At 49.6% G+C, this 500-nt stretch carries 1 protein-coding gene; it reads left to right on the forward strand.

The annotated features are described in order from the left end of the window. Positions 1–500: pyruvate kinase (locus R7Q09_RS28785; protein ID WP_318144289.1), on the forward strand; the 500-nt coding region annotated here is incomplete at both ends.

Raw genomic sequence — 500 nt, forward strand, 5'->3', positions numbered from 1 at the left:
GATGTTTCACCGAACGACATTCTACTGCTTGATGATGGCAGAGTTCAATTGCAAGTCACCAGCGTAGAAGGAAATAAAGTCCATACCCGTGTGACCGTTGGTGGCCCATTATCCAATAACAAGGGCATCAACAAAAAAGGCGGTGGCTTATCAGCCGATGCACTCACGGAAAAAGACAAAGCTGACATCATCACAGCCGCAGAAATTAAGGTCGACTATTTGGCCATTTCTTTCCCACGCAATGGCGAGGACATGCACTATGCCAGACGCTTGGCCCGGGATGCCGGCTTAGAAGCAAAACTCGTCGCAAAAGTAGAACGTGCAGAAACCGTCGCCACAAGCGAGTCGATTGACGATATCATCCTAGCTTCTGACGTCGTGATGGTCGCTCGCGGCGATTTAGGCGTTGAGATTGGCGATCCTGAGCTGATCGGTGTTCAGAAAAAACTCATTCGTCGAGCTCGCAGTTTGAACCGCGTCGTCATTACTGCAACTCAAAT

The sequence above is a fragment of the Vibrio sp. 2130-1 genome (assembly GCF_033339515.1).